Genomic DNA, 23,088 nt, shown 5'->3' on the forward strand with positions numbered 1-23,088 from the left:
TTTATTATTTTTCCTCGGCGACAAAGCGAGCAATGATGCTGCCCATCTCATCGGTGCTAATCGCAGGGCCATCACCGGCTAAATCTTTGGTGCGGTAACCTTCGGCTAACGCACGGCTGATGGCGCGTTCAATACTGGCAGCGGCCTCATCGGCGTTCAGGCTGTAGCGCAGCAGCAGTGACAGCGACAAAATCTGAGCAATCGGGTTGGCAATGTTCTGCCCGGCGATATCCGGTGCGGAGCCGCCAGCCGGTTCGTAGAGGCCAAAGCCGTCTTCGCTCAGGCTGGCTGAGGGCAGCATGCCCATAGAACCGGTGATCATCGCGCACTCGTCTGACAGAATGTCGCCAAACAGGTTTGAGCACAGCAGCACGTCGAACTGAGAAGGATCTTTAATCAGCTGCATGGTGGCATTGTCGATGTACATATGGCTCAACTGCACATCGGGATAATCTTTCGCAATCTCGTTGACGATCTCGCGCCACATGACCGAGGTTTGCAGTACGTTGGCTTTATCCACGGAGGTCACTTTGTTGCGGCGCTTGCGGGCGGACTCGAAAGCCTGACGTGCAATACGTTCGATTTCAAAGCGATGGTAGACTTCGGTATCAAACGCGCGTTCATGCGGACCGCTGCCTTCACGTCCTTTCGGCTGACCAAAATAGATGCCGCCGGTCAGTTCACGGACACACAGAATGTCGAAACCGCGTGCCGCGATATCGCTGCGCAGTGGACAAAACGCTTCGAGACCACTGTACAGCGCCGCCGGGCGCAGGTTACTGAACAGTTTAAAATGCTTACGCAGGGGAAGCAGCGCGCCACGTTCGGGCTGGGAAGCCGGGGGCAGGTGTTCCCATTTTGGCCCGCCCACGGAACCGAACAGAATCGCATTAGCCTGCTCACAACCGGCTACAGTGGCCGGGGGGAGCGGTTCACCATGGCGGTCAATGGCGATGCCGCCCACATCGTATTCGCTGGTGGTAATACGCAGATTAAAGCGCTGACGAACGGCATCTAATACCTTGATAGCCTGCGCCATCACTTCCGGGCCGATACCGTCGCCCGCCAGTACTGCGATATGTGAAGAGTTTGACATGATTACACCGTTTCCTTCTGATCTTTAGACTTGCGCTGTAACTCTTTCTCGACCTGTTTGGCTCGCCAGATGTTGTTTAAGGCGTTCACCATCGCTTTGGCAGACGATTCGACGATATCTGTCGCCAGACCAACGCCGTGGAATTTGCGGTTGTTGTAGCTCACCACAATATCGACCTGGCCCAGGGCATTTTCGCCGTGGCCTTTTGCCGTCAGCTTGTAATTAACCAGCTCGGCATTGAACTGGGTAATTCGGTTAATGGCCTGATAAACCGCATCAACCGGACCGTTCCCGGTCGCCGCTTCTGATTTCGTCTGTTCGCCACAACCCAGATTGACCGACGCGGTCGCCGTAATACTGGAGCCTGACTGCACAGTGAAATCATTCAGTTGGAAAAATTCAGGCTCTTCGTTTTGTTTGTCGATGAAAGCCAGCGCTTCCAGGTCGTAGTCAAAAACCTGACCTTTCTTGTCCGCCAGTTTCAGGAAAGCGTCATACAGGGAATCCAGATTGTATTCGCTCTCTGTGTAGCCCATCTCTTCCATGCGATGTTTTACCGCTGCACGACCGGAACGGGATGTCAGATTAAGCTGAATTTTATGCAGGCCAATGGATTCTGGCGTCAGGATTTCATAGTTTTCACGATTCTTAATCACGCCGTCCTGATGAATGCCCGATGAGTGGGCAAACGCGTTCGATCCGACAACCGCTTTGTTGGCCGGAATCGGCATATTGCAGATCTGGCTTATCATCTGGCTGGTACGATAAATTTCATGATGGTGAATGTTGGTATGAACATTCATGATCTGCTGGCGGGTTTTAATCGCCATGATCACTTCTTCCAGCGCACAGTTACCGGCACGTTCGCCCAGGCCGTTCAATGTCCCTTCCACCTGACGCGCCCCGGCCTGCACCGCTGCAATCGCATTACCGGTGGCCATGCCTAAATCGTCGTGTGTGTGCACAGACAGAATCGCTTTGTCGATATTCGGTACGCGGTTGATTAACTGGCTGATAATGTTGGCGTATTCATTCGGCAGGGTATAGCCAACGGTATCAGGGATATTGATGGTGGTTGCGCCCGCATTTATGGCGGCTTCGACCATGCGGCACAGGTCGTCAATGGGCGTACGACCACCGTCTTCACAGGAGAATTCAACATCGTCCGTATAGTTACGGGCACGTTTTACCATGCGCACCGCCCGCTCAATTACCTCGGGTAAGGTGCTGCGCAGTTTCGTGGCGATATGCATCGGCGAGGTGGCAATAAAGGTATGGATGCGGAAGGCCTCGGCAACCCGCAATGATTCGTAGGCGGCATCAATGTCCTGCTCAACGCAGCGCGCCAGGCCGCAAACCCGACTGTTTTTAATAGTACGCGCAATGGTTTGTACGGATTCAAAATCACCTGGTGACGAGACGGGGAAGCCGACTTCCATCACATCAACGCCCATACGTTCCAGCGCTAACGCAATCTGCAGTTTTTCTTTCACACTCAGGCTGGCCTGTAAGGCCTGTTCACCATCACGCAGAGTGGTATCGAAAATAATAACTTGCTGGCTCATCGTGTTCATCCTTTTGCGTTTCTTGCCTTGCAACGAGCATAAAAAAACCCGCGACAGGCGCGGGTTTTTAACTTTTAGCAGGTTCGAATCAGTGTTTGATTTCGCCCACAAGTCTACCGCGCAGAGAATTTGCGATAAGTAGTAGACCTGATAGACGAAAAGAACGTGACATGTTTCAAACCCCGTGAATTTTTTGCTGCATCTATTGGTACTGGAATCAACAATCGATGTCAACCATAAGCGAAGGGTTATTTTCAGCCGCCACAAAGAAAAATGTTCTGACATTTTTGACGCTCACAGAGTATTAAACGAGGCGGACAGAACCCATGACGTTCATTACTGCTGATACGGGGTTACAGGAGAAAGTCTGATTTTTAAGGTGATGAAATATAATGATAAATTAATATTCCAGTATCGCTTTATCCATAATCAGGCCATCTCAGGCAGCATAATCTCATGCGCTTTAAATTTTTATAAGATAATTACGCCATAAAAACGCATGAGGAAAAGATGGCTGGCTGAGTCCGTTCGTCATAGGTTTTTTTTATTTCTTAGATATGGCTACAAAAAATATCATTCACAGCATTTTCCTCTGCCATTATTGAACGTATTTAGTTTAATAATCGCAGGCAAAAGTTGGCGGGCAGAGGCTTTGAATCCCGCCGCCTTTCATCAAATGCGTTTGGCGTTTGCCAGCCCGTTTTTCTACGGTTATGGTAATCGACCTACTCTTAGAAAAATTAACCCAGCAGAATTCTCTGTATCTGGATCGCAGAAATGAGTTCTGCGGTCTTAGCAAAAACATAAGGTTTTGATTTTAATTGGCGAAACAGGGCAGGATGCATATGGCTAGCGGAAAAGCCGTCGCCAGTGGATTCAGTTCCTCAAGCCGGGAGGCAGAAAATGGAGATGTTGTCAGGAGCCGAAATGGTCGTCCGGTCGTTGATCGACCAGGGCGTGAAGCAAGTGTTCGGTTATCCGGGTGGCGCAGTACTCGATATCTATGATGCACTGCAAACTGTGGGGGGCATCGACCATGTTCTGGTCCGCCACGAGCAGGGTGCGGTCCACATGGCCGATGGTCTGGCACGCGCAACCGGTGAAGTCGGTGTGGTGCTGGTGACGTCCGGGCCGGGTGCAACCAATGCGATCACCGGTATCGCGACCGCCTATATGGATTCTATTCCGTTAGTCATTCTGTCGGGTCAGGTGCCGTCTTCGCTGATTGGTTATGATGCCTTCCAGGAATGTGACATGGTGGGGATTTCCCGCCCGGTGGTGAAACACAGTTTTCTGGTGAAAAACACCGAAGAGATCCCGACGGTACTGAAAAAAGCGTTCTGGCTGGCATCCAGCGGTCGCCCGGGACCGGTGGTTATCGATCTGCCAAAAGATATCCTTAACCCTGCGAATAAGCTGCCTTATCACTATCCGCAGGAAGTGAGCATGCGCTCGTATAATCCGACAATTCAGGGCCATAAAGGCCAGATTAAGCGTGCGTTACAAACCTTACTGGCGGCGCATAAGCCGGTTATCTATGCCGGCGGCGGTGCCATTACGTCGTCGTGTGAAGCCGAGCTGTTGCAGCTGGCTGAGCGCCTGAATATTCCGGTCACGACTTCACTGATGGGGCTGGGTGCGTTCCCTGGCAGCCATCGCCAGTGCGTAGGTATGCTCGGTATGCACGGCACCTACGAAGCGAATATGACGATGCACAATGCCGATTTGATCTTCGGCGTTGGTGTACGTTTTGACGATCGCACCACCAACAATCTGGCAAAATACTGCCCGAACGCCACCGTGATGCATATTGATATCGATCCGACGTCGATTTCCAAAACGGTCTCCGCGGATATTCCGATTGTGGGCGATGCAAAACAGACGTTACAGCAGATGCTGGAACTGCTTGATCACACGGAGGCGAAGCAGCAGTTAGACAGTCTGCGTGACTGGTGGCAGTCGATTGAGACCTGGCGCGGGCGTCAGTGCCTTGCCTACGATCGTACCAGTGACAAAATCAAACCCCAGGCCGTGATCGAAACCATCTGCCGTCTTACTAATGGTGATGCTTACGTGACATCGGACGTAGGGCAGCATCAGATGTTTGCCGCGCTCTACTACACCTTTGATAAACCCCGTCGCTGGATTAACTCTGGTGGCCTCGGCACCATGGGCTTCGGCCTGCCTGCCGCGCTGGGTGTCAAAATGGCGCTGCCTGACGAAACCGTGATTTGCGTGACGGGCGATGGCAGTATTCAGATGAACATTCAGGAGCTTTCGACCGCGCTCCAGTATGATCTGCCGGTATTAGTGCTGAACCTGAACAACCGTTTCCTGGGCATGGTGAAACAGTGGCAGGACATGATTTACTCTGGCCGCCATTCTCAGTCTTATATGGAATCATTGCCTGATTTCGTTCGCCTGGCGGAGGCCTATGGTCACGTAGGCATTGCCATCAGTCATCCTGCGGAGCTGGAAGAGAAGCTGACGCTGGCACTGGAAACTCTGGCAAAAGGACGACTGGTGTTTGTTGATGTTAACGTTGACGGCAGTGAGCATGTTTACCCGATGCAGATTCGCGGTGGCAGTATGGATGAGATGTGGTTGAGCAAAACGGAGAGGACTTAATTATGCGTCGCATTTTATCGGTTTTGCTGGAAAACGAATCCGGCGCATTGTCTCGTGTTGTTGGCCTGTTTTCACAGCGTGGCTACAACATTGAGAGCCTGACGGTTGCGCCCACGGACGATCCTACGCTGTCACGCATGACGATTCAGACTGTTGGCGACCAGAAAGTCCTGGAGCAGATTGAGAAACAGCTGCACAAACTGGTCGATGTTTTGCGTGTGACCGAGTTAGGGCAGGGCGCTTACGTCGAACGTGAAATTATGCTGGTGAAAATTCAGGCGACAGGTTATGGCCGCGAAGAGGTAAAGCGCAGCGCAGAAATTTTCCGGGGCCAGATTATTGATGTGACGCCTTCGCTTTACACGGTTCAGCTGGCAGGCACCAGCGATAAGCTGGATGCATTCTTAAGCACGGTACGCGAAGTGGCTGAAATTGTAGAAGTCGCGCGCTCCGGCATCGTCGGTGTTTCACGTGGCGAACGGATAATGCGTTAATCACGCGCCGTAACGATCTAAAACGAATGTAACCCGGCGAAATGCCGGGTTTTTTCTTTTTTGTGCAGAACAAGGTTCACCATCAGAAAAGCGGTTGCTCCGCGCACTTTTCTGCTGTTAGATGTGATAAAAGAATGTCCATAGCTTATCTGCGGGTTATCAGACCCGCTTAACGGTGGGGTTACAGTGAAACTGGATGAAATTGCGCGCCTGGCGGGTGTATCGCGCACCACGGCCAGTTACGTCATTAATGGAAAGGCACGGCAGTATCGTGTCAGCGATAAAACCGTTGAGAAAGTCATGGCGGTGGTCCGCGAGCATAACTATCATCCTAATGCTGTGGCGGCAGGGCTGCGCGCCGGGCGCACGCGCTCGATCGGTCTGGTGATTCCCGATCTGGAAAACACCAGTTATACACGTATTGCTAACTATCTTGAGCGTCAGGCCCGCCAGCGTGGCTACCAGTTATTGATCGCCTGTTCTGAAGATCAGCCTGACAATGAAATGCGCTGTATTGAGCATCTGCTGCAACGCCAGGTGGACGCCATTATCGTATCCACTTCACTTCCTCCTGAGCATCCTTTTTATCAACGCTGGATTAACAATCCCCTGCCCATTATCGCACTGGACCGCGCGCTGGATCGTGAACACTTTACCAGCGTGGTCGGTGCTGACCAGGACGATGCTTATGCCCTGGCGGCTGAACTGCGTCAGCTTAAGGTCAGCAACGTTCTGTTCATGGGCGCGTTACCAGAATTATCGGTCAGCTTTCTGCGTGAGCTGGGATTCAGAGAAGCCTGGAAAGGGGATGAGCGTCCCATCGACTTCCTCTATTGCAATAGTTTTGAGCGCACGGCGTCGGCCGCCGTGTTCGAAAAGTATTTGCAGGATCACTCAATGCCAGACGCGCTGTTCACCACGTCATTCGGCCTGTTACAGGGTGTGATGGATGTGACCCTGAAGCGTAACGGCCGCCTGCCGTCCAATCTGGCGATCGCCACCTTTGGCGATCATGAACTGCTGGACTTCCTGGAGTGCCCGGTGTTATCGGTAGGCCAGCGTCATCGTGATGTAGCCGAACGGGTACTGGAATTGGTATTAGCGTCTCTTGATGAACCGCGTAAACCCAAGCCTGGATTAACGCGTATTCGCCGCAATTTATTACGTCGCGGACAATTAAGCAGAATTTCTAATTAATAATACGGGCAGCGATTTGTCTGCCCCGATGTTTAAATGCTGTTTTTAAACTCTTTCTTATCCAAAGTAAAAAAGCGTAAGCGTTTAACATTCATTCTAACAAATTAAGTTAACAGACCATTCTTGTTTACTTACAACTTAACGCTGGTTTAGCCCCTTAACATCAGGCGAGTGGCTAGGCTTCCGTTAAGAAATCCCCTAAAATGCGTCCCCTGTCTCAAAACGGCATCGGATTATTCAACCGTAATAAACGTGTTAATTTTCGCCGTTTTTTTTCAGAGCTGAATTTTTTATTCAATTATTCATTAGTTTAATTTTGATTAATCATCTTCCGGCGTTTTGAAACCTTTTCAGTGTTAATTCCCGCCTCGGTAAATAATCATATTCTACTGCCGCTCCGGCTTGACAATGATTTCCTACGATCCTTAAACTCGTTTTGTGGTAAAAAGTGGGATAAAGTGGTGCAAATGGGTAACTGAGGGGTGAGACTGACATGTTCCGTGGAGCAACGTTAGTCAATCTCGACAGCAAAGGACGACTGGCGGTACCAACCCGTTACCGTAATTTGCTGAACGAGGAATCGCAGGGGCAGATGGTTTGTACCATCGACCTCCATCAGCCATGCCTGTTGCTTTACACCTTACCCGCATGGGAAATCATTGAGAAAAAACTGGCGAGTCTGTCCAGCATGAATCCGATGGAGCGCCGCGTGCAGCGTTTACTGTTGGGACATGCCAGTGAGTGTCAGATGGATAATGCGGGCCGCTTATTGCTGGCGAATACCCTTCGCCAGCATGCAAATTTAAGCAAAGAAGTGATGCTGGTTGGGCAGTTCAACAAGTTTGAACTGTGGGATGAACAGACCTGGTATCAACAAGTCAGGGATGATATTGACGCAGAACAGTCAGCTCAGTCGCCTTTATCTGAGCGGTTGCAGGATTTATCGCTATAGCTATGCAGGAAAATTATAAACACACCACCGTGCTGTTGGATGAGGCAGTGAATGGCCTCAACATCAAGGAAGACGGAATCTATATTGACGGCACCTTTGGTCGTGGCGGTCACTCACGCTTGATTCTGGCGCAGCTTGGCGCCAACGGAAAGCTCATCGCCATTGACCGTGATCCGCAAGCTATCGCCGCGGCCGCTGAAATAAAGGATCCGCGTTTTTCCATTGTTCATGGCCCCTTTTCCGCGCTGGCGGAGTATGTGGCAGAGCGTGAACTGGCAGGTCAGATTGACGGCATATTACTGGATCTGGGCGTGTCATCCCCGCAGTTGGATGATGCCGAACGCGGGTTTTCATTTATGCGCGACGGGCCGCTGGATATGCGCATGGATCCCACGCGCGGCCACTCTGCCGCCGAATGGTTGATGCAGGCAGAAGAGGCCGATATCGCCTTTGTGCTGAAAACCTATGGTGAAGAACGATTTGCGAAGCGGATTGCGCGGGCGATTGTGGAACGCAACCGGGATCAACCGATGACGCGCACGAAAGAGCTGGCAGAGGTGATTGCCGCAGCAACACCGGTTAAAGACAAGTTCAAACACCCGGCGACCCGTAGTTTCCAGGCCATTCGCATCTGGATCAACAGCGAACTGGAAGAGATCGACACCGCATTAAAAGGTGCAGTCGATGTGCTGGCTCCGCAAGGGCGTTTGTCTGTCATCAGCTTCCATTCGCTGGAAGACCGGTTGGTGAAGCGGTTTATGCGCGATCAGAGCCGCGGGCCGCAGGTGCCCCATGGCTTACCCATGACCGAGCAGCAACTGAATGCACTGGGTGGGCGTCAGTTGAAGCTGCTAGGCAAAATGGTACCTGGCGACACGGAGGTGAAAGAGAATCCCCGTGCGCGCAGTTCCGTTTTACGAATTGCGGAGCGAACTGACGCATGATTGGCAACGAACGGCACAGCTTACCCGCTGTCATCGCGGGCGACATTATGCGTAAAGGGAAACTCCCTTTTCTGTTGCTGATTGCTGTGCTGGTTTCTGCCGTGCTGGTCGTGACAACGACGCACAAAACACGCTTGCTGACTGCCCAGCGAGAGCAACTGGTGCTTGAGCGCGATGCGCTGGACATTGAGTGGCGCAACTTAATTCTGGAAGAGAATGCCCTTGGCGATCACAGCCGCGTTGAGCGGATCGCCACCGAGAAGCTGCAGATGCAGCACGTTGATCCTTCGCAGGAAAACATCGTGGTGCAAAAATAAGGACCTGTTACTGCTAATGAGCGGCGTAAAAAGAACGCTGAAGTTAAAAAAACCAGAAGATAAAGCCAGCTTTGTAAGCTGGCGTTTTGCGTTGTTATGCGGTTGCATTTTACTGGCCTTAGGTGGGCTGTTATCACGCGTGGCCTGGCTGCAGGTGATTAATCCGGACAAACTGGTTAAAGAGGGCGATTTACGTTCACTGCGCGTTCAGGCCGTGCCCACCTCGCGGGGGATGATCAGCGACCGCGGCGGGCGTCCGCTGGCGGTCAGCGTGCCGGTTAACGCCATCTGGGCCGATCCCAAAGAGCTGCATGATGCGGGCGGTGTCACGCTCGACAGTCGCTGGCGTGCGCTCTCAGATGCGCTTTCTGTTCCCATTGATCAACTGGCCGCCCGCGTAAATGCCAATCCTAAAGGCCGGTTCATCTATCTGGCCCGCCAGGTCAATCCCGCCATTGGTGAATACGTCAAAAAACTCAAGCTGCCCGGTATCCATCTGCGCGAAGAATCACGCCGTTATTACCCTGCCGGACAGGTCACCTCACATCTGATTGGCTTCACCAATATCGATGGTCAGGGAATCGAAGGCATCGAAAAGAGCTTTGACAAATGGCTGACGGGTGAGCCCGGCGAGCGTACCGTGCGTAAAGATCGCTATGGGCGCGTTATCGAAGACATTTCATCGGTGGACAGTCGTGCGGCACATAACCTCACGCTGAGCATTGACGAGCGTTTACAGGCGCTGGTGTACCGTGAGCTGAATAATGCGGTCGCCTTTAACAAAGCCGAATCGGGAACGGCGGTTCTGGTGGATGTGAATACCGGTGAGGTCCTGGCGATGGCGAACAGCCCTGCCTATAACCCCAATAACCTCAGCGACACGCCAAAAGATCTGATGCGCAACCGGGCCATCACCGACATTTTCGAACCCGGCTCGACGGTAAAACCGATGGTGGTGATGACCGCGCTGCAACGCGGCGTGGTGAAAGAGAACAGCGTTTTGAACACCGTGCCGTATCGCGTAAATGGTCATGAGATTAAAGACGTAGCGCGCTATAACGAACTCACGCTGACTGGCGTACTACAGAAATCGAGTAACGTCGGTGTTTCCCGACTGGCGTTAGCGATGCCCTCCTCAGCGCTGGTAGAAACTTACTCGCGCTTTGGTCTGGGTAAACCGACCAATTTGGGGCTGGTCGGGGAAAGCAGTGGCTTATACCCTAAAAAACAACGGTGGTCTGACATAGAGAGGGCCACCTTCTCTTTCGGCTACGGGCTAATGGTAACGCCGTTACAGTTAGCGCGAGTCTACGCAACGATTGGCAGCTTTGGTATCGCCCGCCCGCTCTCAATCACCAAAGTGGATCCGCCGGTGGGCGGTGAGCGCGTATTTCCTGAAGCTCTGGTGAAAACCGTGGTGCATATGATGGAAAGCGTTGCATTGCCGGGCGGGGGCGGCGTGAAAGCCGCCATTAAAGGTTATCGCGTCGCCATTAAAACCGGTACGGCGAAAAAAGTCGGACCGGACGGGCGTTATGTGAACAAATACATCGCCTATACCGCAGGCGTGGCACCTGCCAGCCGTCCTCGTTTTGCGCTTGTTGTGGTCATCAACGATCCTCAGGCCGGTAAATATTATGGTGGTGCGGTTTCTGCACCGGTGTTTGGTGCCATCATGGGCGGCGTACTGCGCACCATGAACATCGAGCCGGATGCGCTGCCGACCAATGACAAGAACGAGTTGGTGACAAACAGAAGTGAGGAAACAAGTGACAGATCGTAACCTGCGCGACTTACTCGGACCGTGGGTGCCCGGTGCACCTGCGCGCCCGTTGCGTGACATGACGCTGGACAGTCGCGTGGCGGCTGCGGGTGATCTGTTTGTCGCTATCGCCGGCCATCAGGTTGATGGACGCCGCTTCATTCCTCAGGCCATTGCCCAGGGCGTGGCCGCCGTGATTGCGGAAGCCGAAGGGGAAGCGAGCGACGGTGAAATACGCGAAATGCACGGCGTGCCGGTTATCTATCTTGCACAGTTGCCCCAGCGTCTTTCCGCTCTGGCGGGGCGTTTTTACCAACAGCCGGGCGAAAGACAAAAACTGATTGGCATCACCGGCACTAATGGCAAAACGACCACGAGTCAGTTGCTGGCCCAGTGGGCTGAGCTGCTGGGTGAAACCAGCGCGGTGATGGGGACGGTGGGAAATGGTCTGGTCGGCCAGCTCGTGCCTGCCGAAAACACCACCGGCTCCGCTGTGGACGTCCAGCATACTCTGGATGAACTGGCCAGCAAGGGCGCGTCGCTGACCGCCATGGAAATCTCCTCCCACGGTCTGGTGCAGCATCGTGTCGCAGCCTTGCCGTTCGCTGCCGCTGTCTTTACCAACCTCAGTCGCGATCACCTGGATTATCACGGCGATATGCAACAGTACGAGTCAGCTAAATGGCTGCTGTTTTCTGAACATCAGGTGGGCGTGGCCATCCTGAATGCCGACGATGAAGTCGGACGCCGCTGGCTGGCAAACCTGCCTGATGCGGTTGCTGTCTCGATGGAAAATAACCTGCAGCCTGGCTGCCAAGGTCGCTGGCTTCGCGCAACCGAGGTGAACTATCACGACAATGGTGCCCACATTCGTTTCCGCTCCAGTTGGGGCGATGGCGAACTGGACAGTCGTCTGATGGGGGCTTTTAACGTCAGTAACGTGTTGCTGGCGCTGGCCACACTGCTGGCGCTGGGTTATGCACTGGATGATTTACTGCGCGTTGCCGCAAAACTGCAGCCGGTTACCGGACGGATGGAAGTCTTCTCCGCGCCGGGCAAACCCACTGTCGTGGTGGATTATGCCCACACGCCCGACGCATTAGAGAAAGCACTGGCCGCCGCCCGCCTGCATTGTAAAGGTAAACTATGGTGCCTGTTCGGCTGTGGCGGCGATCGCGATAAAGGTAAGCGCCCACTTATGGGTGCCATTGCGGAACAGTTTGCCGATGTGGTCGTGATTACTGACGATAATCCGCGCAGCGAAGATCCTGCGGCAATTGTGCAGGACATTCTGAGCGGCCTTCTTGATCCGGGCCGCGCTCGCGTTGTCGCGGGCCGTGCACAGGCAGTCACCAGCACTATTATGCAGGCTCAGCCCGACGACATTGTGTTAGTCGCTGGTAAAGGCCATGAAGATTATCAAATTATTGGTCATCAGCGGCTGGACTACTCCGATCGTGCTACGGTCGCCACGCTGTTAGGAGGCATTGCATGATTCCGGTTTCATTACGCACCTTAGCGCAGGTCACCAGCGGTACGCTGCACGGCGACGATTTGACGTTCAACACCGTCACGACAGACACCCGCAAGGTCACCGCAGACAGTCTGTTTGTTGCCATTGTGGGTGAGCGCTTCGATGCACATGACTTTGCCGAGGATGCGATTGCCAAGGGCGCGAAAGCCTTGCTGGTAAGTAAGCATTTACCTGTGTCGGTGCCGCAGGTCGTTGTCAAAGACACGCGCATCGCCTTTGGTAAGCTGGCGTCCTGGGTGCGTCAGCAGGTCAGTGCCCGCGTTGTTGCGCTGACCGGCTCATCCGGTAAAACGTCAGTGAAAGAAATGACCGCAGCGATTTTACGCCAGTGCGGCGAAACGCTGCATACCGCCGGTAACCTGAATAACGATTTTGGCGTGCCCATGACCCTGCTGCGTCTCACGCCAGAACATCAGTATGCCGTGATTGAGCTTGGCGCTAATCATCAGGGTGAAATCGCCTATACCACCGACCTGGTTCGTCCGGAAGCGGCGCTGGTCAATAATCTGGCTGCCGCGCACCTTGAGGGTTTCGGGTCGCTTGAAGGTGTCGCAAAAGCGAAGGGTGAAATTTTTTACGGCCTGCCCGCAAAGGGAACGGCGATTTTAAATGCTGACAGCAATGACTGGCCACGCTGGCAGGAGAACCTGCACGGTAAAACGGTATGGCGCTTCTCGCCGCAGGCCGCAGACTGCGACTTTGGTGCGCGCGATATCCGTATTCGCCAGGATGGCACCCATTTTGTCATGCATACGCCCCGTGGTGACATCGACATTATTCTGCCTCTGCCCGGTCGGCACAATATCGCCAATGCTCTGGCGGCGGCGGCGCTTGCGTTGTCGGTCGATGCACCGCTTAGCGCGGTGCAGACCGGGCTGAAAAGCCTGCAGTCCGTTCCTGGTCGCTTATTTCCTGTCCGGCTCTCAAATCATCAACTGCTCCTGGATGACAGCTATAACGCCAATGTAGGATCGATGGTTGCGGCGGCACAGGTGCTGTCTGAAATGCCTGGCTACCGTGTGATGGTGGTGGGCGATATGGCTGAATTAGGGGATGAAAGTGAACAACTTCATCGCGAAGTCGGTCTGGCGGCCAAAGCTGCGGGCGTTGACCGGGTATTAAGCACCGGGCAGTTCAGCCACTTTATGAGTGAAAGTAGCGAAGTTGGCGAACATTTCAGCGATAAAACGGCGCTGACTGAACGATTACGCCAGTTGCTGTCCGAACACAAAGAAATGACCGTATTGATTAAAGGTTCGCGTAGTGCCGCCATGGAGCAGGTAGTACAGAGCTTACAGGAGAAAGGAACATGTTAGTTTGGCTGGCCGAGCATCTGGTCGCATTTTATTCCGGTTTTAACGTCTTTTCGTATTTGACGTTTCGCGCCATTGTCAGCCTGCTGACCGCACTGTTTATTTCGCTGTGGATGGGGCCGCGTCTGATTGCCTGGCTGCAAAAGCTGCAGATCGGGCAGGTTGTCCGTAATGATGGTCCCGAATCGCACTTCAGCAAGCGGGGCACGCCGACGATGGGCGGCATCATGATTCTGACCTCGATTACGTTGTCGGTGCTGATGTGGGCTTATCCTTCTAATCCCTACGTCTGGTGCGTGCTGGTGGTGCTGGTGGGCTTTGGCGTCATTGGCTTTGTTGATGATTACCGTAAAGTGGTTCGCAAGGATACCAGGGGGCTGATTGCCCGCTGGAAATATTTCTGGATGTCGGTGATTTCGCTCGGTGTCGCCTTTGCGCTCTATCTGGCTGGTAAAGATACGCCTGCGACGGAACTCGTGGTGCCGTTTTTCAAAGATGTGATGCCACAGCTTGGCCTGTTTTACATCGTACTGGCCTATTTCGTTATCGTCGGTACCGGCAATGCCGTCAACCTGACTGATGGGTTGGATGGTCTGGCCATTATGCCGACAGTGTTTGTTGCGGCCGGTTTCGCCCTGGTCGCCTGGGCGACCGGTAACGTGAAGTTCGCCGATTACCTGCACATTCCTTATCTGCGTCACGCAGGTGAGCTGGTTATCGTCTGTACGGCGATTGTTGGGGCTGGATTAGGTTTCCTCTGGTTTAACACTTATCCGGCTCAGGTCTTTATGGGCGATGTCGGCTCGCTGGCACTGGGCGGCGCGCTCGGTACCATCGCTGTCCTGCTGCGCCAGGAATTTTTATTAGTGATTATGGGCGGCGTGTTTGTGGTTGAAACGCTGTCGGTGATCCTGCAGGTGGGATCGTTCAAGCTGCGTGGCCAGCGTATTTTCCGCATGGCACCGATCCATCACCATTACGAACTGAAAGGCTGGCCAGAGCCGCGCGTGATTGTGCGCTTCTGGATTATTTCGCTCATGCTGGTGCTGATTGGCCTGGCGACGCTGAAGGTACGTTAATCATGGCTGATTACCGCGGGAGAAAAGTCGTCATCATCGGATTAGGCCTGACCGGCCTGTCCTGTGTTGATTTCTTTATAGCGCAGGGTGTAACGCCCCGCGTGATGGATACCCGTGTATCACCGCCCGGGCTGGATAAACTGCCTGAGCAGGTGGAACGCTATGTGGGCGGTCTCAATCGCGACTGGCTGCTGGCTGCGGATCTCATCGTGGCCAGCCCCGGCATTGCCCTGGCCCATCCCGCATTGTGTGAAGCGGCAGACGCGGGCATTGAAATCGTCGGCGACATTGAGCTGTTTTGCCGGGAAGCACAGGCACCGATCGTGGCGATCACCGGTTCAAACGGAAAGAGTACGGTCACTACGTTAGTCGGCGAAATGGCGAAAGCCGCCGGTTGGCAGGTAGGCGTCGGCGGTAATATTGGGTTGCCCGCGCTGAGCCTGCTGAAAGCGCCCGCTCAGCTCTATGTTCTGGAGCTTTCCAGCTTCCAGTTAGAAACCACCTACAGCCTGAAGGCCGCAGCGGCCACGATCCTGAACGTGACCGAAGATCATATGGATCGCTATCCGTTAGGTATGCAGCAGTATCGCGCGGCAAAACTGCGGATTTACGAGAACGCTCAGGTTTGCGTGGTGAATGCCGACGATGGCATGACCATGCCGGTACGCGGTGCCGACGCACGCTGTGTCAGTTTCGGTATTGATATCGGCGATTATCACCTGAACAAGCAGCAGGGCAGTGTCTGGCTGCGGGCGAAAGGCGAAAAAGTCCTGAACACAGACGAGATGACGCTGGTCGGACAGCATAACTACACCAATGCGCTCGCCGCGCTGGCGCTGGCCGATGCGGTTGGTCTGCCACGCTCGACCAGTCTGTCCGCACTGGCGGCTTATTCAGGTCTGGCGCACCGTTTCCAGCTGGTTCATGAAAGCCGCGGTGTGCGCTGGATCAATGATACAAAAGCAACCAATGTGGGCAGTACGGAAGCGGCTCTGAAGGGATTACAGGTTGACGGTACGCTCTGGTTACTGCTGGGAGGCGATGGCAAATCTGCGGATTTCTCTCCATTGCAGCCGTATCTGCAGGGCGATCGTATCCGGCTGTTTTGCTTTGGGCGCGATGGTGATGCACTGGCCGCGCTCCGCCCTGACGTGGCGGTCAGGACCGAAACGCTGCAGGAGGCGATGGCGCAGATTGCAAAACAGGTACAGCCAGGCGACATGGTCCTGCTTTCCCCGGCCTGCGCCAGCCTTGACCAGTTCCGCAATTTTGAACAGCGCGGCGATGTCTTCGCGCAACTGGCCAGGGAGTTAAGCTGATGCGTATTCCTGGAGCGGGCATTATGAATTATCTGTCAGGTCGCCTGAGTAACTGGGTGATGGGGGCGCGTGAGAGCGACGATACCTCGCAGGTGCTCTATGATCGGACTTTGCTCTGGCTGACCCTGGGGCTGGCTGCAATCGGGTTTGTGATGGTCACATCGGCTTCAATGCCGGTGGGACAGCGTCTGAATGACGATCCGTTCTACTTTGCCAAGCGTGATGCGTTCTATATTGCGCTGGCGTTTGGTATCGCGCTGGTCACGCTGCGCGTACCCATGGATTTCTGGCAACGCTACAGCAACGTGATGTTGATGGCGTCGGTCGTCATGCTGTTGATTGTGCTGGTCGTAGGAAGCTCCGTAAACGGGGCATCACGCTGGATTGCACTGGGTCCACTGCGTATTCAGCCAGCGGAACTGTCTAAGCTCACGCTCTTCTGTTATCTCGCCAGTTATCTGGTGCGTAAGGTTGAGGAAGTCCGCAATAACTTCTGGGGCTTCTGTAAGCCGATGGGGGTGATGGTCGTGCTGGCGGTGCTGCTGCTCGCTCAGCCCGATCTGGGTACGGTGGTGGTGCTGTTTGTCACGACGCTCGCGATGCTCTTCCTGGCGGGGGCAAAGCTGTGGCAGTTCCTGGCGATTATCGGTTCCGGCATCTTCGCAGTGGTGTTGTTAATCATCGCCGAGCCCTATCGTATGCGCCGTGTGACCTCTTTCTGGAATCCGTGGGAAGATCCGTTCGGCAGCGGCTACCAGCTTACTCAGTCACTGATGGCGTTTGGCCGAGGCGAATTCTGGGGCCAGGGACTGGGCAATTCGGTACAGAAACTGGAATACCTGCCGGAAGCACATACCGACTTTATTTTCTCGATTATCGGAGAAGAACTGGGTTACATCGGTGTGGTTTTAGCCCTGTTAATGGTATTCTTCGTGGCTTTTCGCGCCATGTCGATTGGCCGCCGCGCACTTGAACTTGACCAACGTTTCTCCGGCTTTCTGGCCTGCTCAATCGGCGTCTGGTTCAGCTTTCAGGCGCTGGTCAACGTGGGTGCGGCGGCGGGGATGTTGCCGACAAAAGGTCTGACATTACCGCTGATTAGTTACGGTGGCTCGAGCCTGCTCATTATGTCGACGGCCATCGTATTTTTGTTACGTATTGATTATGAAACGCGTCTGGCTAAAGCGCAGGCGTTTACCCGGGGTGGTCGATGAGCGGTAAACGATTGATGGTCATGGCAGGAGGAACCGGTGGGCATGTTTTCCCGGGGCTGGCTGTGGCGCATCATCTTGAGGCGCAGGGCTGGCAGGTGCGCTGGTTAGGCACGGCCGATCGTATGGAAGCCGACCTGGTACCGAAGCACGGTATCGACATTGATTTTATCCGCATCAGTGGATTACGCGGTAAAGGCAGTAAAGCGCTGTTGTTAGCGCCGGTACGCATCTTCAACGCCTGGCGTCAGGCGCGCAAGATTATCAAAGCCTGGAAGCCCGATGTGGTGCTCGGCATGGGCGGTTATGTATCGGGGCCCGGTGGTCTGGCCGCCTGGAGTTGCGGGGTGCCAGTGGTACTCCATGAGCAGAACGGTATTGCCGGGCTCACCAATAAATGGCTGGCTAAAATTGCCACCAAGGTCATGCAGGCCTTCCCGGGCGCCTTTCCGCACGCGGACGTTGTGGGTAATCCGGTGCGTACCGATGTGCTGGCGCTGCCGTCACCGGCGCAACGGCTGGCTGGCCGCAGTGGACCGATTCGTATTCTGGTTATCGGGGGCAGTCAGGGCGCGCGCATTCTGAACCAGACATTGCCTCAGATTGCCGCCAGGTTGGGCGAGACCATTACCCTCTGGCATCAAACGGGTAAGGGCGCCTTGCAAGAAGTCCAACAGGCCTATCAGCAAGCCGGTCAGCCGCAGCATAAAGTGACCGAGTTTATTGATGATATGGCCGCTGCGTATGCCTGGGCCGACGTGGTGATTTGCCGCTCTGGCGCATTAACGGTAAGCGAAATCGCTGCCGCAGGCTTACCGGCGATTTTCGTGCCGTTTCAGCACAAAGATCGCCAGCAGTACTGGAATGCCCTGCCGCTTGAAGGCGCAGGGGCAGCCAAAATTTTTGAGCAGCCGCAGTTTACTGCGGAGGCGGTAGCGGAAACGTTGCGTCACTGGGACCGTTCAACATTACTCGCGATGGCAGAAAAGGCCCACGCGGTAGCGGTACCTGATGCCACCGAACGGGTTGCACAGGAAGTGGCTCGCGCCGCACGTTAAAGAATCAGGTCAGCCTGGCTGGCCCGTGCTCAACAACCTGAGCACAAACTGAATGAGTAGGTATAAGAAAGCGTAATGAATACACAACAACTGGCAAAACTGCGTTCAATCGTGCCCGAGATGCGTCGCGTCCGGCACATTCACTTTGTCGGCATCGGCGGTGCTGGCATGGGCGGTATTGCCGAAGTGTTAGCGAATGAAGGCTACCATATTAGCGGTTCTGATCTGGCGCCTAACCCGGTAACCCAAAATCTGATCAATCTGGGCGCAACGATTTACTTCAACCACCGCCCGGAAAACGTGACGGATGCCAGTGTCGTCGTGGTCTCCAGTGCGGTTTCTCAGGATAACCCTGAGCTGGTTGCGGCACGCGAGCAACGTATCCCGGTGATTCGTCGCGCTGAGATGCTGGCAGAACTGATGCGCTTTCGTCATGGCATTGCGATCGCCGGAACGCACGGCAAAACTACGACAACGGCGATGGTCTCCAGCATTTATGCCGAAGGTGGCTTGGATCCGACCTTCGTTAACGGTGGATTGGTGAAAGCGGCGGGCACGCATGCGCGTCTGGGCAGCAGCCGTTATCTGATCGCCGAGGCGGATGAGAGCGATGCGTCCTTCCTGCATCTGCAGCCGATGGTTGCCGTCGTGACCAATATCGAAGCCGATCATATGGACACGTATCAGGGTGATTTCGAAAACCTGAAGCAGACGTTTATCAATTTTCTGCACAACCTGCCCTTCTATGGCCGTGCGGTGATGTGCGTTGATGATGCGGTGATTCGCGACTTGTTACCGCGTGTAGGACGTCAGATTACGACCTATGGTTTCAGCGAGGATGCGGATTTCCGCATTGAAGATTTTGAACAGCGTGGCGCTCAGGTGCATTTCAACCTGATTCGTCAGGACAAGGCACCACTCGCGATCACGCTGAATGCGCCGGGACGGCATAACGCGTTGAATGCGGCGGCAGCGGTTGCGGTTGCCAGCGAAGAAGGCATTGAAGACAGCGCGATTCTGGCTGCGCTGGAGAGCTTCCAGGGAACCGGCCGTCGTTTCGATCAGTTGGGCGAGTTTGCTACCGAACCGGTCAACGGCACGCCTGGCACGGCTATGCTGGTTGATGATTATGGCCATCACCCAACGGAAGTGGATGCCACCATTAAAGCGGCGCGCGCAGGCTGGCCGGATAAAAAACTGGCGATGGTCTTTCAGCCGCACCGGTATACCCGCACGCGCGACCTGTTTGACGATTTTGCCAACGTGCTGTCACAGGTCGACGTTTTACTGATGCTGGATGTGTATGCCGCCGGCGAAACGCCGATTCCGGGTGCTGACAGCCGTGCGCTGTGTCGTGCAATCCGCAACCGCGGTAAAGTCGACCCCATTCTGGTGCCGGAGCATGATGCGTTAGTCGAGATGCTGGCGCCGTTATTGTCAGGTAACGATCTGATTCTGGTTCAGGGCGCAGGTAACGTCGGGAAAGTGGCGCGTAAACTGGCGGAATGCAAACTGCAGCCAGAGCGCAAAGTGGAGGGCCGTCATGTCTAAAGTGGCTGTTTTGATGGGTGGCACCTCAGCCGAACGTGAGGTCTCCCTGATGTCCGGGGCTGCCGTACTGGCCGGTTTACGTGAAGCGGGCATTGATGCGCACGGTATTGATACACGCGAGCAGTCTGTACTGGATCTGAAAGCGCAGGGCTTCGACAAAGCCTTTATCGCGCTGCATGGTCGCGGTGGCGAAGACGGCACGCTTCAGGCCGTGCTTGAATTCCTGCAACTGCCTTATACCGGCAGCGGGGTCATGGCGTCGGCGGTGACCATGGATAAGCTGCGTACCAAATTACTGTGGCAGGGCAGGGGACTGCCGGCAGGTAAGTTTGTCTGGATGACCCGTGCACAGATGCAGTCGGGTCTGGACGCCGCGACAGAGGCGGCGATTGCCGCACTGGGCTTCCCTCTGTTTGTTAAACCGAGCAGTGAAGGATCCAGCGTTGGCATCAGCCGGGTTAATCAGCAGGGTGATCTGATGGCCGCGCTGGAAGAGGCATTTCGTCACGACGATAACGTACTTATCGAGGCGTTTCTGAGTGGTGAAGAATATACCGTGGGCATTCTGGGCGATCAGATTCTGCCAGCGATAAAAATAAAGACTGCCAGCGAGTTTTATGACTATGAAGCTAAATACATTTCTGACGATACTCAGTACTTCTGTCCCGCAGGGCTGAGTGCAGAGCGTGAAGCAGAATTACAACAGCTGGTGTGGTCTGCCTGGCAGGCGCTGGGATGTCAGGGTTGGGGTCGTGTCGATGTGATGACCGATGGTGAAGGCCGCTTTCAGTTGCTGGAAGCCAATACTTCCCCGGGCATGACCAGCCACAGCTTAGTGCCGATGGCAGCAAAGCAGGCGGGACTGACCTTTTCTCAACTGGTCGTACGCATTCTGGAACTGGCCGACTGATATGTCACAGGCGGCGATGAATGTACGCAATCGTGAGGCGCAGGAGCGGGCACGCACCGGCCGCAGTAACGGTGCCCGGCTGTTTGGCATCGTCTTTCTGCTGATGGTGATGGGCATAATGATTGCGGGTGGATTAGTGGTGCTGAAGTGGATGAACGATGCATCCCGCTTACCCCTGTCGAAACTGGTGGTCACCGGTGAGTTGCATTACACCACCCACGACGACATCCGCCAGGCGATTTTATCCCTGGGGCCACCCGGCACCTTTATGTCGCAGGATGTGAACATTATCCAGCAGCAGATTGAACGGTTGCCGTGGATTAAACAGGTCAGTGTGCGCAAACAGTGGCCTGATGAACTGAAGATTCATCTGGTTGAGTACACGCCGGTGGCACGCTGGAATGACGCGCATATGGTGGACAGCGACGGCGTGTCATTTAGCGTACCGGCGAATCATATGGGCAAAGAAACGTTGCCCATGTTGTATGGGCCAGAAGGCAGTGAAAAAGAGGTCCTGGCGGGCTATCACAGTATGGATGATGTGCTGAAGGCCAGGAAGTTTACCCTGAAGGTGGCGTCGATGACGGCACGACGTTCATGGCAGCTGGTGACCAGTGACGATGTACGTATCGAACTGGGCCGTACCGATACCATGAAGCGTCTGAATCGTTTTATTGAGCTTTATCCGGTGTTGCAGCAACAAGGCGAGAATGAACACAAGCGCATCAACTCCGTTGATTTACGCTATGACTCTGGCGCCTCCGTTGGCTGGACACCGATAGTGATGGAGCCACAGGACAGTAATCAGCAACAAAACCAGGCACAGGCTAAACAACAATGATCAAGGCAACGGACAGAAAACTGGTAGTTGGACTCGAAATCGGCACTGCGAAAGTCGCCGCCCTGGTTGGGGAAATTCTGCCCGATGGTATGGTCAATATTATTGGGGTCGGCAGTTGTCCGTCCCGCGGTATGGATAAAGGTGGCGTTAACGATCTTGAGTCGGTGGTGAAATGCGTACAGCGCGCCATTGATCAGGCTGAGTTGATGGCGGATTGCCAGATTTCCTCCGTCTACCTTGCATTATCGGGCAAACATATCAGCTGCCAGAACGAAATCGGGATGGTTCCGATTTCAGAAGAGGAAGTGACTCAGGATGATGTAGAGAATGTGGTGCACACGGCAAAGTCTGTGCGCGTTCGTGACGAGCATCGCATTCTGCACGTTATTCCTCAGGAATATGCCATCGATTACCAGGAAGGCATCAAGAACCCGGTCGGCCTTTCCGGTGTACGTATGCAGGCGAAAGTCCATTTGATCACCTGTCACAATGATATGGCGAAAAATATTGTTAAAGCCGTTGAACGTTGTGGCCTCAAAGTTGACCAACTGATTTTTGCCGGTCTGGCGTCCAGCTTTGCTGTACTGACCGAAGACGAACGCGAACTGGGCGTTTGCGTGGTGGATATCGGGGGCGGCACAATGGATATCGCCGTCTATACTGGCGGTGCACTGCGCCACACGAAGGTCATTCCCTATGCGGGCAATGTAGTTACCAGCGATATTGCGTACGCCTTTGGCACGCCGCCTACCGATGCGGAAGCGATTAAAGTCCGGCATGGTTGCGCGCTGGGATCGATTGTTGGAAAAGATGAGAACGTTGAAGTGCCGAGCGTTGGCGGACGTCCGCCACGGAGCTTACAGCGTCAGACGCTGGCTGAGGTAATTGAGCCGCGTTACACCGAACTTTTAAATCTGGTCAATGACGAGATTTTGCAGTTGCAAGAGCAGCTTCGCCAGCAGGGAGTGAAACACCATCTTGCTGCGGGGATTGTATTAACCGGCGGCGCGGCGCAGATTGAAGGTCTGGCCGCCTGCGCGCAGCGCGTATTCCATACGCAGGTGCGCATTGGACAGCCGCTGAACATTACTGGCCTGACGGACTACGCGCAGGAGTCTTACTATTCCACGGCGGTAGGGCTGTTGCATTACGGCAAAGAGTCACACATGAACGGTGACGCAGAGGCGGAAAAGCGGGTTTCAGTCGGCAACTGGTTTAAACGTATCAATAGTTGGTTAAAAAAAGAGTTTTAATTTTTGTAAAAGGGGATCATGCTGTTTTCTTTTGTGATCTCCAGGCGACAGGCACATAACGGAG

General features: G+C 54.3%; 19 protein-coding genes. 17 read left to right on the plus strand and 2 right to left on the minus strand.

What is annotated here, in order from left to right:
- Positions 1–4: 4 nt before the first annotated feature.
- Together leuB and leuA are read right to left on the minus strand one after the other, a co-directional pair.
- Positions 5–1,096: a 3-isopropylmalate dehydrogenase gene (gene leuB, locus G5574_RS17015; protein ID WP_006117661.1), complete on the minus strand. Its 1,092-nt coding sequence runs from the start codon at positions 1,094–1,096 to the stop codon at positions 5–7.
- Between the two features lie 2 nt (positions 1,097–1,098).
- Positions 1,099–2,661: a 2-isopropylmalate synthase gene (leuA, locus tag G5574_RS17020; RefSeq protein WP_006117662.1), complete on the minus strand. Its 1,563-nt coding sequence runs from the start codon at positions 2,659–2,661 to the stop codon at positions 1,099–1,101.
- A 903-nt stretch (positions 2,662–3,564) separates the two neighbouring features.
- Between leuA and ilvI the strand changes: the two genes are divergently transcribed.
- The 17 genes from ilvI (at position 3,565) to ftsA (ending at position 23,024) form a co-directional block, all read left to right on the plus strand.
- On the plus strand, positions 3,565–5,289 hold the full coding sequence (ilvI, locus tag G5574_RS17030) for an acetolactate synthase 3 large subunit (RefSeq protein ID WP_006117663.1): 1,725 nt from the start codon (positions 3,565–3,567) through the stop codon (positions 5,287–5,289).
- Between the two features lie 2 nt (positions 5,290–5,291).
- Positions 5,292–5,783 (plus strand): acetolactate synthase small subunit, encoded by a 492-nt coding sequence (gene ilvN, locus G5574_RS17035; RefSeq protein ID WP_006117664.1) that lies wholly within the window; start codon positions 5,292–5,294, stop codon positions 5,781–5,783.
- A gap of 186 nt (positions 5,784–5,969) precedes the next feature.
- The gene (gene cra, locus G5574_RS17040; RefSeq protein WP_006117666.1) at positions 5,970–6,980 is read left to right on the plus strand and encodes a catabolite repressor/activator; all 1,011 of its coding nucleotides are present in this window, start codon (positions 5,970–5,972) and stop codon (positions 6,978–6,980) included.
- Positions 6,981–7,473: 493 nt separating this feature from the next.
- Positions 7,474–7,932 carry a division/cell wall cluster transcriptional repressor MraZ gene (gene mraZ, locus G5574_RS17045; RefSeq protein WP_006117668.1) on the plus strand — a complete coding sequence of 153 codons (459 nt, stop codon included), beginning with the start codon at positions 7,474–7,476 and terminating at the stop codon, positions 7,930–7,932.
- A gap of 2 nt (positions 7,933–7,934) precedes the next feature.
- Entirely contained in the window at positions 7,935–8,876 is a 942-nt protein-coding gene (rsmH, locus tag G5574_RS17050; protein ID WP_054634505.1) for a 16S rRNA (cytosine(1402)-N(4))-methyltransferase RsmH, read from the plus strand.
- Positions 8,873–9,193 carry a cell division protein FtsL gene (gene ftsL / locus G5574_RS17055; RefSeq protein ID WP_006117670.1) on the plus strand — a complete coding sequence of 107 codons (321 nt, stop codon included), beginning with the start codon at positions 8,873–8,875 and terminating at the stop codon, positions 9,191–9,193. The genes rsmH and ftsL overlap by 4 nt, the downstream gene beginning before the upstream one ends.
- A gap of 16 nt (positions 9,194–9,209) precedes the next feature.
- A complete protein-coding gene (locus G5574_RS17060) occupies positions 9,210–10,976 on the plus strand; it encodes a peptidoglycan glycosyltransferase FtsI (RefSeq protein WP_006117671.1) in 1,767 nt (588 codons plus the stop codon).
- Positions 10,963–12,450 carry a UDP-N-acetylmuramoyl-L-alanyl-D-glutamate--2,6-diaminopimelate ligase gene (gene murE, locus G5574_RS17065; RefSeq protein WP_164482945.1) on the plus strand — a complete coding sequence of 496 codons (1,488 nt, stop codon included), beginning with the start codon at positions 10,963–10,965 and terminating at the stop codon, positions 12,448–12,450. Before G5574_RS17060 ends, murE begins: the two co-directional genes overlap by 14 nt.
- Positions 12,447–13,805 (plus strand): UDP-N-acetylmuramoyl-tripeptide--D-alanyl-D-alanine ligase, encoded by a 1,359-nt coding sequence (murF, locus tag G5574_RS17070; RefSeq protein WP_164482946.1) that lies wholly within the window; start codon positions 12,447–12,449, stop codon positions 13,803–13,805. Before murE ends, murF begins: the two co-directional genes overlap by 4 nt.
- A complete protein-coding gene (gene mraY, locus G5574_RS17075) occupies positions 13,799–14,881 on the plus strand; it encodes a phospho-N-acetylmuramoyl-pentapeptide-transferase (protein ID WP_033740254.1) in 1,083 nt (360 codons plus the stop codon). Before murF ends, mraY begins: the two co-directional genes overlap by 7 nt.
- A gap of 2 nt (positions 14,882–14,883) precedes the next feature.
- Complete coding sequence (gene murD / locus G5574_RS17080; protein WP_164482947.1) at positions 14,884–16,200, plus strand: UDP-N-acetylmuramoyl-L-alanine--D-glutamate ligase; 1,317 nt, start codon at positions 14,884–14,886, stop codon at positions 16,198–16,200.
- Positions 16,200–17,414 (plus strand): cell division protein FtsW, encoded by a 1,215-nt coding sequence (gene ftsW / locus G5574_RS17085; RefSeq protein ID WP_164482948.1) that lies wholly within the window; start codon positions 16,200–16,202, stop codon positions 17,412–17,414. Before murD ends, ftsW begins: the two co-directional genes overlap by 1 nt.
- Positions 17,411–18,469: an undecaprenyldiphospho-muramoylpentapeptide beta-N-acetylglucosaminyltransferase gene (murG, locus tag G5574_RS17090; protein WP_039338747.1), complete on the plus strand. Its 1,059-nt coding sequence runs from the start codon at positions 17,411–17,413 to the stop codon at positions 18,467–18,469. The genes ftsW and murG overlap by 4 nt, the downstream gene beginning before the upstream one ends.
- A gap of 75 nt (positions 18,470–18,544) precedes the next feature.
- Positions 18,545–20,020 carry a UDP-N-acetylmuramate--L-alanine ligase gene (murC, locus tag G5574_RS17095; protein ID WP_006117678.1) on the plus strand — a complete coding sequence of 492 codons (1,476 nt, stop codon included), beginning with the start codon at positions 18,545–18,547 and terminating at the stop codon, positions 20,018–20,020.
- Positions 20,013–20,930 carry a D-alanine--D-alanine ligase gene (locus G5574_RS17100; RefSeq protein WP_164482949.1) on the plus strand — a complete coding sequence of 306 codons (918 nt, stop codon included), beginning with the start codon at positions 20,013–20,015 and terminating at the stop codon, positions 20,928–20,930. The genes murC and G5574_RS17100 overlap by 8 nt, the downstream gene beginning before the upstream one ends.
- A gap of 1 nt (position 20,931) precedes the next feature.
- Positions 20,932–21,771, plus strand: a complete 840-nt coding sequence (gene ftsQ / locus G5574_RS17105; protein WP_054634500.1) for a cell division protein FtsQ — start codon at positions 20,932–20,934, stop codon at positions 21,769–21,771.
- Positions 21,768–23,024 (plus strand): cell division protein FtsA, encoded by a 1,257-nt coding sequence (gene ftsA, locus G5574_RS17110; RefSeq protein WP_006117681.1) that lies wholly within the window; start codon positions 21,768–21,770, stop codon positions 23,022–23,024. The genes ftsQ and ftsA overlap by 4 nt, the downstream gene beginning before the upstream one ends.
- Positions 23,025–23,088: the final 64 nt, after the last annotated feature.

The organism is Pantoea stewartii (genome assembly GCF_011044475.1).
GTDB classification, from domain to species: Bacteria; Pseudomonadota; Gammaproteobacteria; order Enterobacterales; family Enterobacteriaceae; genus Pantoea; species Pantoea stewartii.

Bases quoted from the DNA above. Each gene is read 5' to 3' on its own strand.
- leuB (WP_006117661.1), bottom strand. From the start codon at position 1,096: ATGTCAAACTCTTCACATATCGCAGTACTGGCGGGCGACGGTATCGGC.
- leuA (WP_006117662.1), bottom strand. From the start codon at position 2,661: ATGAGCCAGCAAGTTATTATTTTCGATACCACTCTGCGTGATGGTGAA.
- ilvI (WP_006117663.1), top strand. From the start codon at position 3,565: ATGGAGATGTTGTCAGGAGCCGAAATGGTCGTCCGGTCGTTGATCGAC.
- ilvN (WP_006117664.1), top strand. From the start codon at position 5,292: ATGCGTCGCATTTTATCGGTTTTGCTGGAAAACGAATCCGGCGCATTG.
- mraZ (WP_006117668.1), top strand. From the start codon at position 7,474: ATGTTCCGTGGAGCAACGTTAGTCAATCTCGACAGCAAAGGACGACTG.
- rsmH (WP_054634505.1), top strand. From the start codon at position 7,935: ATGCAGGAAAATTATAAACACACCACCGTGCTGTTGGATGAGGCAGTG.
- ftsL (WP_006117670.1), top strand. From the start codon at position 8,873: ATGATTGGCAACGAACGGCACAGCTTACCCGCTGTCATCGCGGGCGAC.
- G5574_RS17060 (WP_006117671.1), top strand. From the start codon at position 9,210: ATGAGCGGCGTAAAAAGAACGCTGAAGTTAAAAAAACCAGAAGATAAA.
- murF (WP_164482946.1), top strand. From the start codon at position 12,447: ATGATTCCGGTTTCATTACGCACCTTAGCGCAGGTCACCAGCGGTACG.
- mraY (WP_033740254.1), top strand. From the start codon at position 13,799: ATGTTAGTTTGGCTGGCCGAGCATCTGGTCGCATTTTATTCCGGTTTT.
- murD (WP_164482947.1), top strand. From the start codon at position 14,884: ATGGCTGATTACCGCGGGAGAAAAGTCGTCATCATCGGATTAGGCCTG.
- ftsW (WP_164482948.1), top strand. From the start codon at position 16,200: ATGCGTATTCCTGGAGCGGGCATTATGAATTATCTGTCAGGTCGCCTG.
- murG (WP_039338747.1), top strand. From the start codon at position 17,411: ATGAGCGGTAAACGATTGATGGTCATGGCAGGAGGAACCGGTGGGCAT.
- murC (WP_006117678.1), top strand. From the start codon at position 18,545: ATGAATACACAACAACTGGCAAAACTGCGTTCAATCGTGCCCGAGATG.
- G5574_RS17100 (WP_164482949.1), top strand. From the start codon at position 20,013: ATGTCTAAAGTGGCTGTTTTGATGGGTGGCACCTCAGCCGAACGTGAG.
- ftsQ (WP_054634500.1), top strand. From the start codon at position 20,932: ATGTCACAGGCGGCGATGAATGTACGCAATCGTGAGGCGCAGGAGCGG.
- ftsA (WP_006117681.1), top strand. From the start codon at position 21,768: ATGATCAAGGCAACGGACAGAAAACTGGTAGTTGGACTCGAAATCGGC.